Raw genomic sequence first — 14,159 nt, 5'->3', positions numbered from 1 at the left:
CTCAGAAGAAAAAGCCTAAGACGAAGTGAATTCTGCTTTTGGATGTGTCCCCGGGTACCCTCTTTGTTTTAAAAGCCCAATCAAGTTTAATCGGAGCAAAAGGAGTTATGAATCTTATACCTATGCCGTATCCTCCCCTTAAGTTTTCCGCCTTTAGTTCCTTTAACTCATTAAATCCAAGACCCGTATCGTAAAACACAGAACCGTAGAGTATGGTTTTATACAAGGGATAGTTTGCTTCTACGGACAGTATAAACTGTTTCTTTGATCCTATGGGTTCCAGTATGTTTGGGTCCAAAGGGCCAGCGTATCCGTATTTGTAACCCCTGATTGTAAAGTCTCCGCCCACAAAGAACCTCTCATCCAAGGGTATGGTTTTTCCTCCGTAAGGTTCAACCACACCTAAGGAACTTCTGAAGTTGAAGACGAAACCTGTATCAAAGAGAGTGTCTTGGAAGAATGTTTGATGGGATAGGGTTATCTTGTTAAATCTTTCTGTGCCTCCCGCAAAGGGTAAGGCAACTGTGTATCCAATCTCTGTTAGTGAGCCTTTTGTTGGGAAAAGATAATTATCCCTTGTATCCCTTGAAATGCCAAAGATTAGCTTTCGGGATTGCCTTGTGCCCTCCTCCTGACGTATTATGGGTGACGCATCCGGAGAAATATCAGAATATTTCACAACCTGTGCGCTAATTCCCCCGCTTATCTTCCAATATTCGCTTAGCTCCCTTGAAAGTATCAGGTCTATACCTGTCCTTGAAACGGTGTATGTGGTGTATTCCAATCTTCTGTCGTATAGAAAACCGCTTAGGTCCAATGGTTGGTTTAAAAACCACTTTTTGGTGTAGGAAAGGGAATTGTCCTTTATTTTGCTCCCAAAGGACATAGAAAATCCCGCAATATCACCCGTGCCTAAGAAGTTGCCCTTTCTGATGGATAGAAACCCAGACACCCCGCTTACCTGATTGTATCCAAGCCCTACGGAAAACTGTCCAGTAAATCTTTCCCTTATTTTTGTTTCTATGTCCCACTTATTCTTTTCGGACGGAGACAGGTTTATTTCCACGTCCTGATAGTATCCTAAGTTGAATATTCTCGTCCTTGACCTTTCTAACTCTCTTTGGTTTATAAGGTCACCCTCTTGGATTTTTAGCTCCCTTCTTATCACATAATCCCTTGTTTCGTAGTTACCCTTTACCTCTATTCTTCCCGCATACACAGGTTCTCCTTCGTAAATCCTTATAAGTACAAATACTTCCCCCTTTTCTCTATCCACCTGTTCCTGTTTATCAAAGCTAACATTCAAAAAGCCTATTTGTGAGTATTTAGTCTTTATGTTTCTTAGCACACTCTCTACCACAGCACTTTTGTAAAAACCGCCCCTATTTTTCTTCAAAGCATTGCCTAAAAGTTCCCTCTCGGAAAAATAGGTATTCCCTTCTATTTTTACACCCCTTAGCTTGTACCTTTTCCCTTCCGTTATTTGTATTACCACCTTGTATTTGTTGTTTTCCTTTTTTACATCGTAAGAAGTTTGCACTTCCAAAAACCCTTCCGACCTGTAAAATTCTTCTATTTTTTTGAGGTCTTCTTTCAAAACCTCTTCGCTGAACGGAGGTCTGAGCCTAAGGGCTAAAAGACTTGGTGGTTTTGTCTGCATAAAACCTAAAAGCTTACTTCTTTTAAAGCTTTTGTTCCCCTTTATTTCAATATCGCTTACATATTCTGGCTCTCCTTCCACTATCTTATAAACCAGCTTTGACGCACCTTTTTTGGGCACAAGCTCATAAGAGACCTGCACGTTTGTATAGCCTTCCTTCTGATAAGCTTGGATTATTCTACTCTTTATGACCTCCATCTCTTCCCTGCTTAATACTCTCCCGAGCTTTAACCTCCTTTGCACTTCAACCTTTTCTTCTATGGCAGGTGAAGAAGTGTAGTCTCTTGTTATCTCTTCTATGTCTATCTTTCCCACTTCAGTCTCTATTCCTATCCTTTTTTCCAACTCGTCCGCTTTTATCTTTCTGTTGCCCACAAACTCTATCTTGTATATCACTGGCAGGTCCTTTACCTTATAAATGAGGACAACCTTGTCTCCAACCCTTTCTTCTTCTACTTCTATGCGGTCAAAGAAACCAGTTCTGTAAAGGCGCCTTATATCCTCCCTTATAGCTGATGGATCGTAAGAAAAACCTTCTTTTGCTCTTAGCAATCCCCTTATGATCTCTTCTGGCACATACTGAGCACCTTCTATCTCTATCCTTTCTATCGTCTGTGCATAAAGCAAACCAAAGCTAAGCAAAAGTGCCGACGTTAGCTTACGCAATTTCTACACTCCTTTCTCCGGATTTCACAAAACCAAAGATAAAAGCATCGGGTATTTCAGATAGAACCTTTTCAGCATTTGTCTGATCAGTGATAAGAACAAAACCAACTCCCATGTTAAACACCCTAAACATTTCTTGTTTTTCTATATTACCAAGCTTTTGAATCCAATGGAAGATGGGATTCATTGGGATGCTTTTTTCTTCTACAACCGCCTTTGTTCCCTCCGGAAGGATCCTAACCACATTGCCCGGTATTCCACCACCAGTTATGTGAGCCATCCCCTTTACTTGAATGCCTTTCTCAAGCAAAGCTTTAACTTCCTTCCAGTATATACGCGTTGGCTCAAGGAGGATCTCTCCCACCGTTTTGTTAAACTCTTCTAAATACGTCTCATAATCAATCCTTTTTAGCTCCAAAACCTTTCTCAAAAGGGAATATCCATTACTGTGAAAGCCAGAAGAAGGTAGTCCAATTAAGACATCCCCCGGTTTTATATTCTTTCCTGTTATCAGTTCATCCTCTTCGCATACCCCTACACAAAAGCCCGCAAGGTCATAAACCCCCTCTGGATAAAAATCAGGCATCTCTGCGGTCTCTCCTCCCACAAGAGGCATTTCAGAAAGCTTACAACCTTCTATTATACCTTCCATAACTTTTTTGAGCACATCCAGATTTAACTTTCCTGTCGCTATGTAGTCCATAAATCCTAATGGCTTTGCGCCGGAGGTTATAAGATCGTTTACATTCATCGCCACAAGGTCTATACCTACCGTATGATGGACGTTCATCTGTTGGGCAACCTTTAGCTTTGTGCCTACACCATCAGCAGTCATCATAATCACGGGCTTTTTGTATCCTTCCAGCAAAACTCCGCTGGCAAAACTGCCAAACAGAATGGCTTGGGTTTTAAGCTCCTTAGTTTTATCCTTTATAAATTCTACAAAACTCTCCGCTTTTTCTATATCCACACCCGCCTGTTTGTAAGTTAGCCTATCCATTGAGATAAAACTCCTCCAAAACAGAGTATATGGGTCCTACGGAAGTTAAGGAACTCCTTATAATGGATATCCTATCCACAGTATCTTCGCCAAAGTTTGTGTTTTCGTATTTTTTCAAAAAAGTTTTCAGCTTTTTTCTATCGTATTCTTTTATTCTGCAGATGGTTACATGAGGATAGAAGGGTTTGCTGTCGCTTTTTATACTTAGCTTTCTGTTGGTATGGTAAATATCCTTTGCTAAGGCTTTTAGTTTATTCCCGCCTTCTTCAATTCCGATCCAAAGCACCCTTGCTCTATCTAAATTCGGAAACACACCCAAGGACCTATACTTTACCTTTATTGCCTTGTGTCTCTGCGACACCTCTTGAACAGCCTTTGCTATATCCATAATCTTTTCCTCTGGCACTTCCCCTATAAAGTAAAAAGTCATGTGATAATTCTGAGGTTCTACCCATTTGCCCTTTATAAAGTCATCCGCTTGCTCCTTTATTTTCTCCACATGCTCTTGAATACTCTTAGTGGTAAAAAAACCTATAAAAATTCTAAGCACAGCTGATCTATTATTATACCTTTACTCCAAAAGCTCCACAACGCCTAAGTCTATTATTTTCCCCCTCACGATCTTTCCGCTTTGGGTTTTAACCCTCACCGTTTTACCCACCTCTCCACCATCTAATGCGGTGCAGTAGGTTGTTATCTCTAAATTCCCACTGCGAAGTACAAGCTTTACCACATCCCCTCTTTTTACCGCAGGCAAAGGCTTAATTATAGACCTTCTGAGAATGGAACCTTTTGGTATGTGAATGCTTGCCTGATACCTTTCCAACTCTTCCTCGTTTAACCTAAAATCGTTGGGAATACTTCTTAGCCATCTTTCCTCTTCCGCAAAAAGCTTTTCAGATAATACTGTTCCTTTTGGTATATCTTGCTTTGCTACAAAAAACTTTGCCTTCCAATAAACCTCTAATATGGCACTCAACCTTTTCTGTCCAAAATCAATGTAAGCCAAAGCTCTTGCTCTTCCGTACTCCATATCCAGCTCTACCTTTGGAGTCCCATCCAGACTACCTTTCCAATCAAGAATCTTTATTCTTTCAACCCTTACGCTATCCCCAAACCTTTCCTTTACCGTATTCTCCACAAGATCCTTAAGCTCTTCTTCTGTCCAAGAAAAGCAAAGGGATAACGCCAAGAATATGCTAAGCACTATCCACATCCATAAGCATTAGCTTTCTTATAAGAGTTGCGGGTTCCACTTCCTTTGGACAAACGTTGTTGCACTTATTACAGGAAAGGCAGTGATAAAGCCTTCCAGAAAGTGCTTGAAGCTTCCTAAGTTGTTTTTTACCTTCTCTTGGATCCACAGAAAATCTATAAAGCTTAGCAAAGAACAAAGGACCTGCGTAATCTTCTTCCAAAATTTGAGGGCAGTAAGAGTGACATGCACCACAGAGGATGCAATCAGCGGAACTTTCTATGTATTTGCTAACCTCTGGGTCTATGTTTATATTCTCCTTGTTTTCTGAAATCCAAAGGGAGAGCTCTTTCATCTTCTTTGGGATAACTTCATGATCCACCACCAGGTCCTTGATTACCCTAAGGTTCTTTAAAGGCTCAATCGTAATTTCCTCTCCGTCCAAAAGGTAAGGTAAAACCTGCTCTTTGCACGCAAGTTTGGGAAAGCCATTTATGTATATGGCGCAGGTTCCACATATACCAGCCCTACAAAAATGTCTAAAAGTAAGCGTCTCATCTTGAGTTTCCTTTATCTTTTGCAAAGCGGACAGAAAGGTCATACCTTCTTCGTAAGGCACAGAAAAGCTGTCATACCACGATTTACCCTCTTTATGCCTTCTTATTCTAAGTTTTAACTGCATAGAAAAATAAAATAGGCTATTGTCAGAGATTTGGCTATGGGATATATTTAAATATATATCCTTTAAGGGGGCGAATGGTTTCGACGGGGATAGCAGGCTTAGGGAAGCAGGCAGGGTGGCAACCTTAACAGCCGATCAAAACACTTCCCGAAGCTGAACTGGCCCTCGCTGCCTAAGAAAAGGCAGCGGCTCGCCGGTTGGTGTGCCTCTGGCTGACCGGTTGGGTTCATAGACAGGGGTGTAGGAAGGAAGGGTTGGCAGGGCTCTCCTTCCGAAACTTACCTGCCTTGTGGCTGTTTTGCCTGCCAGTGGGCGAACAGCCATTAAAGACAAACACTGGCTAAGCCTGTAGAAGCCCTAATAGCCGGGCTATCCTCGGACGAGGGTTCGATTCCCTCCGCCTCCACCATAAACAACCATGCAAGTAAAAGCTTTTAGGTGGGATGGTCAAAAACTTTGGTTATTGGATCAGAGGAAACTGCCTGATTTGGAGGAGTGGATAGCCTTAGAGGACCATCTCCAAACTGCACAAGCTATAAAGGACATGGTAGTGAGGGGGGCTCCAGCTATAGGTTGTGTTTCTGCTTACGGCTTTGTTCTCGGAGTCAAAAAGGGAGAAGATCCAAAGATTGTTTATGAAGTCCTAAGAAACACAAGACCTACAGCTTACAATCTGTTTTATGCCTTAGATAGGATGATGGATGCTTACAAAAGGGGAGAAGACTTAGAGGCCACTGCAAAGGCTATAGAGGAAGAGGACTATCAGGCTAACGTAAAAATGGCACAAATAGGCAATGAGCTTATACCTAAGAACGCAAGGATCTTGACCCATTGCAATACAGGAGCCTTAGCTACCGCAGGCTTTGGGACTGCCTTAGGAGTAATCCGACAAGCTCATTACTCAGGAAAGTCCATCTTTGTGTGGGTAGATGAAACAAGGCCTTACCTTCAAGGCTCTCGCCTGACCGCTTGGGAACTTCTAAAGGAAGGCATACCTCACAAAATAATCACCGATTCCACAGCTGGCTTTTTGATGAAAAAAGGGTTGGTGGATTGCGTTATAGTGGGTGCAGATAGGATTACGAAAAGGGGTGATGTAGCAAACAAGATAGGGACCTATGCCCTTTCTGTTTTGGCAAAAACCCACCGCATACCGTTTTACGTAGTAGCCCCAAGCTCCACCATAGACTACAGCATAGAAAGCGGAGAAGAGATACTTATAGAAGAACGCTCAGAAGAAGAAGTAAAAAGGTTCAAAAACTGCCTGTTTGCACCAGAAGGTTCTCCTGCCCTCCACTTAGCCTTTGATATCACCCCTGCAGAGAACATAACTGCAATAATTACAGAAAAAGGTATTTGGAAGCCCACATGAACCTTTTAGAGTACCAAAAAAACCTAAGCTTAGAAAAGATGAAACCCATAAATCTGGTGCAGGTAGAGGAGGAATACATAGTTTCCGCTTTTATGGATAAGCTTTCCACAGTGGCACCCGTTAAAGTTTTGTGGGGAAACGAGATAAACCTTCAGGACTTTATAAACGCCCTTGGAGAGAGTGAATTGTTTGAGAAAAAAAGACAAAAAGAGTTTTTGTTCATCAAAAAAGGAGAACAGTTTATAAAGAAGCTAAAGGACCCAAAGCTTATCAAAAGCCTCGCCAACAGAATAAAGACCAAAGCGGTTTTTATTCTCTTAGAAGGAAAGCTTGACAAAAGTAGCCTTCAGAAGGAACCGTTTAAAACCCTTTTAGAACTGGGCGATTTTTTAGAAGCAAAAAAGCTGGACAGAAATAAGATAAGAGATCTGATAAGAAAGAAAGTAGAAAGAGAAGGGAAAAAGATTGACGAGCAAGCCATTGACTATCTTTTAGAAATAACCTCTTACGACCTTACCTTTTTGAGAGGAGAGGTAGAAAAGCTACTTTTGTATGCAGATAAGCAAATAACATTGGAAGATGTCAAAAAAGTCTGTTTGGCTCAGACCTACGGTAATGTGTTTGACTTTATAGAAGCCTTCTTTACAAAAAACCTTGAAAAGACCCTTTCGCTTCTCTCCGCTTTATACAGAATGGGCGTTCCAGCACTGCAGATCCAATGGCTTTTGGTAAGCTATACTTTAAAGCTATTTGTTTTGAAAAAGAGTAATAAAGATCCAGAAACTTTACTGCAAGATCTGGGCGTAAAACACCCCTTTATGATCCACAACTTTAAAAGGTATGCAAAAAACTTTACGGAAAAAGAATTAGAGCTTCTTATAAAGAGACTTTATTGGCTTGATTTTGCAGAAAAAGTAGCATTCGTGCCTCCCGAAAAAGCATTAAGAAACATGATAGTGGATTACTTTAAACAATTAACTCAATCAGCTTGAGGTATTTTTCTAAGATGTCAACGATGTTTCCTTCAAAGCGGTTTATTAGCTTGAAGCGTCCTCTAAGGTAAGGAAAATACGATAGTAGAAAGTCCAATGCTAACCATAATAGACGATGGTTTGTTAGAAAACGGTTTAGGATCCTTCGCTTGACTTTCCACCGATCTAGTAGAACCCACTATGCCGAGTTTAATCATTCCACAAAGTTTTAAATTACAAGCCTTCCATTAGAAATCGTATTTAATCTACTTCCCTTTCTGTGTGAATTTTGTGTTAATATTATTATATTATTGTGTTAAAGGAGGTTAAACATGAAGAGTAGGAAATTTCTCAAGTTAGCACTGCTGGGTGCTATCTTTAGTCAAGCTTATGCCCAAGAACTTTTGCTGAAGGAGATTGAAGTAAAGGGTAAGAAAGAAAGCTTTGAGGACAGTTTGGAAGTTAGGGAAGTAAGAGAAAGCTCTGCTAAAGATGTGGGAGAAGCGCTGACCAAAATAAGCGGGCTTTCCAAATTCCGCAAAGGTGGAATAGCAAACGATGTCTTGATAAGAGCCTTTCAGAGAGATAACATCAATGTCTTGATTGACGATACTGAAGTTCATGGAGCTTGTCCCAACAGGATGGACCCTCCAGCCTTTCACGTAGATTTTTCGGAAGTGGAAAAGATAGAAATTATCAAGGGTCCCTTTGATGTAAGACATCAAGGTTCTATGGGCGGTCTTGTGAATATAATCACAAAAAAACCAGATAAGGGCTTTAGGCTAAACCTGAATGCATCCGTAGGTTCTTTTAACTTTATAAACCTCTCTCCCGTAGTTTCTTACGCAGACAACAGATTTTATGGATTAGCTGGATACTCATACAGATACTCAAAACCATACGAAGATGGAGACGGTAAAAAGATAACAGAAGTTTATCCTTCAGGCAGTTCCAACAGATACAAACCAGAGTTTATAAACTCAAAAGCCTTTGAAATCAACACCTATTGGGCAAAGTTTGGCCTTAAGCCTTTGGAAAACCACGAGTTAGAGCTTGCATACACAAGGCAATCTGCAAAGCACGTGCTATATCCTGCTCTTATGATGGATGCGGATTATGATGATACAGATAGGTTTAGCTTTAGCTACAAGGTTGGAAAAGTCTCAGAGCTGATAAAGTCTTTAAACTTTCACCTCTATTACACAAAGGTGGAGCACTGGATGGATGATAGGCTTAGGGCAAGTTCGGTCAGAGGCTATACAAAACCTAACCCTTGGGGTATGGCAACCTACGCAGAAACTAAAACCTTAGGTGGGAGAATGGAAGGAGAGGTCGGGAATTTCTTGGTTGGTTTTGAAGCCTATAAAAGAAACTGGGATGCGACAAACTATATGTGGCCCCAGACGCCACTGGATTCCGCTCCAAATAGGCAATTTATCATTCCAGATGTGGATGTTACCAACCTTGGAGTTTTTGGAGAGTATAAAACAAAGCTATCTGACAAACTAAGGCTTAGTGTGGGCTTGAGAGTAGATACCACAAAGTCAGAAGCTAATTCTTCAAAAGCAAACACCGACCTTTACTTTGCTTATAAAAACACCAGAAGCACTTCAAAAACGGATACGTATCCATCAGGTAATGTGCAGGTCTTCTACTCCTTTACTCCAGAGCTTGAGTTCTTTGGTGGTTTAGGATACGGAGTTAGAGTGCCAGATCCTCAGGAAAGGTATTTTGCTTTAGGAAGGAATTGTACATCTGCAATGCCCTTCTGCGCTTGGGTAGGAAACCCAGAATTAAAGCCTTCCAAAAACACCGAATTTGACTTGGGATTGAAGTATTCCTCTAAAAAGCTAATGGCAAAGGGAACAGTTTTCTATAGCTTAGTAAAGGATTATATAACTATACACAAGCAGAGAAGGCAGAATGGCGCTGATTTAGTGACAGGAGACAGTGCTATGTCTTATGCCAATGTGGATGCGGTCTTTTATGGTTTTGAAGCGGATATAAGGGCTAACTTGTTTGGAAATCTCTTTCTATTTGGTGGGACATCTTACGTTCAAGGAAGAAAGGACAGAAAGCCACACCTTAACATAAACGACAAAGACGTGGCAGAAGTGCCTCCTCTAAAGGCAAGATTGGGACTCAGATACGATACAGGTCTTTGGTTTACGGAAGGGGAAGTGGTGGCAACCGCCACGCAGGACAAAGTAGATTCAGACCTAAAAGAGCAAAAGACCTCCGGTTATGGAGTGCTGAACCTAAAGGCTGGTGTAAATTGGAAGGGTCTTTCTTTAACAGCGGGTGTGGATAACGTCCTTGATAAGAAGTATTACGAGCATACCTCTTTCTTGAGACATCCCTTTATGGCTGGAGTTAAAGTGCCAGAACCTGGAAGGACTTTCTTCTTAAACGCTTCTTATAAATTCTAACTTATGCACCCCGGGCGTGCCTCATGCGCTACCCTTCCCGGGTTTTTTACTCTACTTGCATACTTTTAGAAGCTCTTGAGTTTTGTAGTCTATTAGGAGTATATATAGTAGTGAGCAGAGCTGAATGTCAGACACTTTAGTGGGGTCTTCCTACACATGGAAAGGTTAAATTTGTGTGAATTTAGGACAAACTATTTAAAATACAAATCTATGGTGTTTATGATTGTTCTGTTGGCAATAAACTTAAGCTTTGCATCTTTAGAGCTATGCAATCCAAAGCTTAGCGTAGAAGATGCAAGCAGGCAAGCATCCCAACTCGTTGGAAAGGTCTATAGTGTAAATCTTTCAAGAAACAAAAAGGGAGAATGCTACTACAGAGTTAGAGGCTCAGAGGGGACCGCTCTGATAGACGCAAACAGCGGAAAGCTGATTAGGTTCTACAGAAAAGTAGAATAAGGCTCAAGAGCTTTCCAATTGCTTTTCCGCCACTCTGAAGACCAAAAGCATCCAAGGTAGCATAGCATCCCAAAACATAGTGAACACGCTACCTATCAGCATGGTAGATAAAAAAGAAAGGGAAGGAACAAGAAGAATATCATCCTCTTTTTTTAACTTGAGCTTTAGCAGGTAAGAATAGTAAGCCCACCACAGCCATAAGATGCCCAAAAGTCCCAAAATACCCTTTTCTATGAACTCAGAAAGCAAAAAGACAGACTCGTAAGTTCCACCTACTGGAGACTTTGGCTCAAGGTAGTATCCTGAGTTTAGACCGTGTCCAATAAGCAGTGGAAGGTAGTTTCCCTCCTTAAGGTCCTTCTTTACCACCTCCAAGCCTGCCTTGAAGATGGTCCATCTTATGCTTGAAATCACGTCTAAGGTTTCTTCGTTCAAGGTTTTCTTCCCAAGCAATACCTCGGCCATAGTAGAAAACCGCAGATCTTTCTGAACAAGAACGCTAAAAGTTATCACCGTGCTAAAACCTATGAAAGTCAAAGTTGCAATCACAAATTTCTTAGAAACTATTTTTCGCATCAAGTAGATGATCAAAAGTAGAGTAAAGATCAATTCCATTATGGCAGACCTTCTCATGCTAGCAAATACAAAGCCTATAAAAATCAGAAAAAGGACAAAATAAATCTTTCTTTTGGTAAATAAGAACATAGACAGGGCGCTTATGGAGAAAAAAGAATAAAGAAATCCTACCTCAAACACTCCGCCCCACAAAGGCGCAGGCACGCCATCTTTGTAGAAGTTGTAAAGCACCACAGGTATTAGCAGAACACCGACAAAGATCAAAAGCTGGTTAAACCTTTTAAAAAACTCATAACCTAACTTTTCTTTACCACCTAAGGGGTATATAAGAAGAAAGATTGACCTCTCTATGGCCTTTCCTGTTTGGGAAGGTGTGTAAAGAAGGGTTGAAAGGATGGTGGGAATAGCGTGAAGCAAGAGAGGGCTCAGGAGCCTTCCGTAGGGCTTTAGCTCTCCTCTGGCTATTAAGTAGAAAGTATAAGCCATAAGAACAATCACAAACCCTTCAAGCGCTGATATGGAAAGAAGCATAAAGACCGTGGCAAGATAAATTATCTTTTTCATGATTTAACTTATCTGCTCTATAGGTTTTCCTTTTGTCTCTTTGCCTTTTATTGAGTAGATTAAAAAGCTTATAAAACCAACTAGCCAAAAGCTGGCAATAGTAAAAATACCTAATCTGTAGTCTTGGCTTGCTATGGAGACCACTACCGCTGGAGCAAAGGCACCGGACAACCGGCCAATTACAGAAAGCACACCTATGGTGTATGCTCTTATGTAGGAAGGATATATCTCGGTGGCTATCACGTAAGCCACGGACGCAAAGGAAAATGCAATAAAGGAATACACAAAGTATAACACTCTTGGATCTACGCCTTTTAACAGAAAAAGAAAAACAGCAAGCATGGACAAAAAGCTTATGGCTGTTCCTAAGGGCTTCCTTCCCAGCTTATCGTTTAAAAAGGCTACCGTTAAACCACCTATTAAACCACCTACACTTCCAAAAAACAGCACGCTGGAAATTTCCAGAGAGGAAAGATTATAAACCTTTGAAAGAACCAGCGGCAAGAAGGTTATAATACCGTAGTAAGTAGTCAAAATAGTAAAGCTCATAGATGCGCTAAATATAAACTGCCATCTATACTTTGTAAGGATTATCTTTGTGGCGTCAAAAATGCTACCTTCAAATACCGGTATATCACAGCTTTCTACCTTTGGAGAAAAGCCAGCTTTCTTTTCCACCTTTCTGACTATTTCTTCCGCTTCTTTTATTCTGTTTTTAGCTATTAGCCACCTTGGAGATTCTGGAACGTAGAGCCTTATGAAGACTATCAGCAAGGCAAGAATTCCCCCTAAAAAGTATGCCACCCTCCAGGCAAAGGATTCGTCAAAAGTTTTAAGAAGATAGAGGGCAGACAAGGAAGCTATTATGCTACCTAAGTTCCAGAGAGCAGTTATGGTTCCATCTACCTTTCCTCTGTGGCGTGCAGGCACAAACTCATCTATGGCTGACTGAATAGCTGCAAACTCTCCACCTAAGCCAGCACCAGCGAGTATTCTGCATAACATAGCAAACTCAAAGCTATCTGCAAAGCCTGTCAGAAAAGTTCCACCAGAGTATAGAAGAAGAGTTATGATAAAAAGGCTCTTTCTGCCGAACTTGTCTGCAAGGTATCCAAACAGCAAAGAACCTATTATGGCACCTATGAGAAAGCCACTCACTAAAAGGGATGCCTGTTGGGCAGAAAGTTCTAACTGTTTTGCCATAGGTTTGAGAACTGCGCTCACTATGACCACCTCAAAGGCATCCAAAACCCAAGTAATACCCAAAGCGACCACAAACCTTGTATGAAAACCCGTCCAGGGCAACGCATCCAACCTACAGGTTAGATCAGTTTTTATAAACCTCATAGAACTCCTCCACAAGAGCCCTAAACCTATCCCCTCTCTCTTTGTAATCTCTAAACATGTCAAAGGATGCACAGGCTGGAGAGAAAAGGATTACATCACCCCCTTTGGCAATGCATAAAGCTTTTTCCACCGCCTCTTCCAAGCTGTTGAAAAGATAAATATCCGTCGCTTTGTTCCAAGCTTTGGCAATCTTTTCTTTTGCTTCTCCTATCAATAGGCAGGCTTTTACCTTTTTGCTAACCAAAGTATGCAGATCTTCAAAGTTCATGCCTTTGTCCTTTCCGCCTGCTATGAGTATAACTTTATGGTCTGGCATGCTCTCAAGGGCAGACCTAAGTGCGTTGGGTGTTGTAGATTTAGAATCGTTGTATATTCTAACACCGTTGAACTCTCCCAAATACTCCAACCTGTAAGGAAGTCCTCGGAAGTTATACGCTACCTCTTGTATAACCTCTTCCGGAACGCCGAGTGTGTAAGCTATAACAGAAGCAGTTAAAACATTCATTGCGTTGTGCATACCTACAATCTTTAACCTTTCTAAGCTAAAAACTTCTTTACCAAAAACATAGCCCTTTCCGTCCTTTATGTGGGCTTCCTTTTCACCAATTAGGATCTTTCTTGCCTTAGTGGGCGTGTTTTTTGTTTCTTCTTGAAAAGCATTTACAGCCAAAAAGTCCTCCTCCTTTTGTCTTGAAAATATGTTGTATTTGCTTTGAAGATAGTCCTCTAAATTGGGGTGCCAGTCCAAGTGGTCCGTAGAAAAATTTAAAAAAGCACCTCCTATGGGGCGAAAGCTTTTTAAGGTCTTCCCTTGAAAGGAAGAAACCTCTAAAACCGCCAAACACTCTGGATTTTTTAAAACTATCTCCGAAAAAGGAATTCCTATATTACCACCTTCCTCTACGTCTTTGAAGAACTTACTCAGCATCAAATAAGTTAGCCTTGTGGTGGTCGATTTACCATCCGTGCCAGTTATAGCTATAGCCTTCCCTCTGAAGAACTCCCACGCAAGCTCCAGCTCACCTATAACGTCCAACCCAAGCCTTAAAGCTTCTTTCCAAAGGGGATGCTTAGGAGGGATGCCCGGAGATAGCACTACTCTATCTACCAAAGGCAGAAATTCTCTAAAGTCCTTTCCTTCTTTGTCGTCCCCTTCATAAACTTCATACCCTTTACTTCTTAGAAGCTTTACCGCAGAGCGCCCACTTACCCCCAAGCCCCACACCAAGAACTTAGACATG

Annotated in this window: 12 protein-coding genes and 1 other RNA gene; 5 read left to right on the top strand and 8 right to left on the bottom strand. The window is 41.2% G+C overall.

Annotation, left to right across the window (positions count from 1 at the left end):
• Position 1: 1 nt before the first annotated feature.
• The 5 genes from bamA to K217_RS0106520 are packed head-to-tail and all read right to left on the bottom strand — an operon-like array spanning position 2 to position 5,203.
• A complete protein-coding gene (bamA, locus tag K217_RS0106540) occupies positions 2-2,326 on the bottom strand; it encodes an outer membrane protein assembly factor BamA (protein WP_029552321.1) in 2,325 nt (774 codons plus the stop codon).
• Positions 2,319-3,326, bottom strand: a complete 1,008-nt coding sequence (purM, locus tag K217_RS0106535; RefSeq protein ID WP_029552320.1) for a phosphoribosylformylglycinamidine cyclo-ligase — start codon at positions 3,324-3,326, stop codon at positions 2,319-2,321. Before purM ends, bamA begins: the two co-directional genes overlap by 8 nt.
• On the bottom strand, positions 3,319-3,876 hold the full coding sequence (gene thpR / locus K217_RS0106530; RefSeq protein WP_029552319.1) for an RNA 2',3'-cyclic phosphodiesterase: 558 nt from the start codon (positions 3,874-3,876) through the stop codon (positions 3,319-3,321). The genes purM and thpR overlap by 8 nt, the downstream gene beginning before the upstream one ends.
• A 21-nt stretch (positions 3,877-3,897) precedes the next feature.
• Positions 3,898-4,542 carry a flagellar basal body P-ring formation chaperone FlgA gene (gene flgA, locus K217_RS0106525; protein WP_029552318.1) on the bottom strand — a complete coding sequence of 215 codons (645 nt, stop codon included), beginning with the start codon at positions 4,540-4,542 and terminating at the stop codon, positions 3,898-3,900.
• Positions 4,526-5,203 (bottom strand): succinate dehydrogenase/fumarate reductase iron-sulfur subunit, encoded by a 678-nt coding sequence (locus tag K217_RS0106520; protein WP_029552317.1) that lies wholly within the window; start codon positions 5,201-5,203, stop codon positions 4,526-4,528. Before K217_RS0106520 ends, flgA begins: the two co-directional genes overlap by 17 nt.
• Before the next feature lie 66 nt (positions 5,204-5,269).
• On the opposite strand from K217_RS0106520, the gene ssrA reads away from it, so the two are divergent.
• The 5 genes from ssrA to K217_RS0106500 all read left to right on the top strand — a co-directional run bounded on the left by ssrA (position 5,270) and on the right by K217_RS0106500 (position 10,431).
• Positions 5,270-5,612: a transfer-messenger RNA gene (gene ssrA / locus K217_RS07660) on the top strand.
• A 9-nt stretch (positions 5,613-5,621) separates the two neighbouring features.
• Complete coding sequence (mtnA, locus tag K217_RS0106515) at positions 5,622-6,575, top strand: S-methyl-5-thioribose-1-phosphate isomerase (RefSeq protein ID WP_029552316.1); 954 nt, start codon at positions 5,622-5,624, stop codon at positions 6,573-6,575.
• The gene (holA, locus tag K217_RS0106510) at positions 6,572-7,567 is read left to right on the top strand and encodes a DNA polymerase III subunit delta (RefSeq protein ID WP_029552315.1); all 996 of its coding nucleotides are present in this window, start codon (positions 6,572-6,574) and stop codon (positions 7,565-7,567) included. The genes mtnA and holA overlap by 4 nt, the downstream gene beginning before the upstream one ends.
• Positions 7,568-7,878: 311 nt before the next feature.
• Positions 7,879-9,975 (top strand): TonB-dependent receptor, encoded by a 2,097-nt coding sequence (locus tag K217_RS0106505; RefSeq protein WP_029552314.1) that lies wholly within the window; start codon positions 7,879-7,881, stop codon positions 9,973-9,975.
• A 156-nt stretch (positions 9,976-10,131) separates the two neighbouring features.
• A complete protein-coding gene (locus K217_RS0106500) occupies positions 10,132-10,431 on the top strand; it encodes a curli assembly protein CsgG (RefSeq protein WP_231477005.1) in 300 nt (99 codons plus the stop codon).
• A 3-nt stretch (positions 10,432-10,434) separates the two neighbouring features.
• Here K217_RS0106500 and K217_RS0106495 read toward each other — a convergent pair whose 3' ends face one another.
• Genes K217_RS0106495 through murD form a run of 3 tightly spaced genes read right to left on the bottom strand, consistent with a single transcriptional unit; the run spans position 10,435 to position 14,158 of the window.
• Positions 10,435-11,571, bottom strand: coding sequence for a hypothetical protein (locus K217_RS0106495; protein WP_029552312.1), 1,137 nt, complete (start codon positions 11,569-11,571; stop codon positions 10,435-10,437).
• A 3-nt stretch (positions 11,572-11,574) separates the two neighbouring features.
• Positions 11,575-12,918 (bottom strand): MFS transporter, encoded by a 1,344-nt coding sequence (locus tag K217_RS0106490; RefSeq protein WP_029552311.1) that lies wholly within the window; start codon positions 12,916-12,918, stop codon positions 11,575-11,577.
• Complete coding sequence (murD, locus tag K217_RS0106485; protein WP_029552310.1) at positions 12,899-14,158, bottom strand: UDP-N-acetylmuramoyl-L-alanine--D-glutamate ligase; 1,260 nt, start codon at positions 14,156-14,158, stop codon at positions 12,899-12,901. The genes K217_RS0106490 and murD overlap by 20 nt, the downstream gene beginning before the upstream one ends.
• Position 14,159: the final 1 nt, after the last annotated feature.

The organism is Thermocrinis jamiesonii, from assembly GCF_000702425.1.
In the GTDB taxonomy this organism is placed as follows: Bacteria; Aquificota; Aquificia; order Aquificales; family Aquificaceae; genus Thermocrinis; species Thermocrinis jamiesonii.
Note: the sequence above shows the minus strand (reverse complement) of the source record. Positions and strands in the feature narration are given on the sequence as shown.